The organism is Lysobacter sp. N42, from assembly GCF_004344885.1.
Genome location: NZ_SKFB01000117.1, coordinates 1 through 1,122, shown reverse-complemented (window position 1 = coordinate 1,122; position 1,122 = coordinate 1). Strand labels below are relative to the sequence as shown.

Sequence of the window (1,122 nt, the reverse complement as noted above, 5' to 3'; positions counted from 1 at the left end):
GTCGATGGAAAAGACCCGCTTGAGCCGTTGCGCCCAGCTCATCGCACGGCGCTTCTGCTCGGGGCTGCGCGGCTCGTCGTGGGCGCTTGCGTCCACTGGCGCCGCATCGCCCGCAGGCCGCTTGACGCGCCCCGATGGCGTCAGCTGCGCACGCAGGTTTGCATTCGGGGCGAATACGCCGTGGAAGCGGGTGAGATGCGCGCGAGGTGGCGGGACCAGTGCCGCCAGCTTGGCGATGAAGTCCACCGCATCCCATTCGACATGCGTGGTGCCATTGCGCCACGGCGTCTTGAGCTGGTAACGCACCCTGCCCTGTGGCGAGATCGATAGCCGCTGCTCGCTGATCGCCGGGCGCGTGATGTAGCGGCACAGCTTTTCGAGCTTGTGGTTTTCGTGTGCTTCCGCGGCCACGCCGGCATGCAGCGAGAAGCCACCGACCTTGCCGGCATCGCCCTCCAGCGAGCCTGCGTCACCGGGCAATGTTTGCAGCGTGACGACCTTGCGGCCAGCGTCGCGACCGGTGGCGATGCGGTAGGTGATCGAACTCATCCGCAGCGCGTCCATGCCGTCGTCGCCCGCCGCGCTGTCGGACAGAAACACGGATTCGTCCTCGCCTTCCAGCCAGCCTTTGCGCGTCAGGTGCCGGCACACGCGATGCGCGATGGTGTTGGCGAGCTGCGTCAGTTGCGCCGATGTGGGCGCACGGGTGCGGTGCAGGCGCGGCTTGCGCTGCGGACGCTCGGTGGTGTCCTCGTACACGCCGTCGAGCCACAGCATGTGGAAGTGGATGTTGAGATTCAGCGCGCTGCCGAAGCGCTGGATCAGGGTCACCACGCCGCACTGGGCGCTGGCGCGGTCGATGCCGGCTTGATCGGCCAACCAGCCGGCGATCACACGATGCACGATGCCCAGCACCGGGCTGATGGCATCCGGTTTGCCGGCGAACAGGAAGCGCAACGGGTAGGGGAAACTCAGCACCCATTGCCGCACCGGCCGCGGGCCGAACACCTCGTCCACCAGATGCCGCGCCGACTCGGCCATGCGCCGCGCGCCGCAGCTCGGGCACAGCCCGCGCTTCTTGCAGGAATACGCCACCAGCCTCTCGGCACGACAGTGCTCGCA

General features: G+C 67.8%; 1 protein-coding gene. It reads right to left on the bottom strand.

The window, feature by feature from the left end:
• The coding region (locus EYQ95_RS26190) for a transposase (protein WP_132332166.1) at window positions 1-1,122 on the bottom strand (1,122 nt) is incomplete at both ends.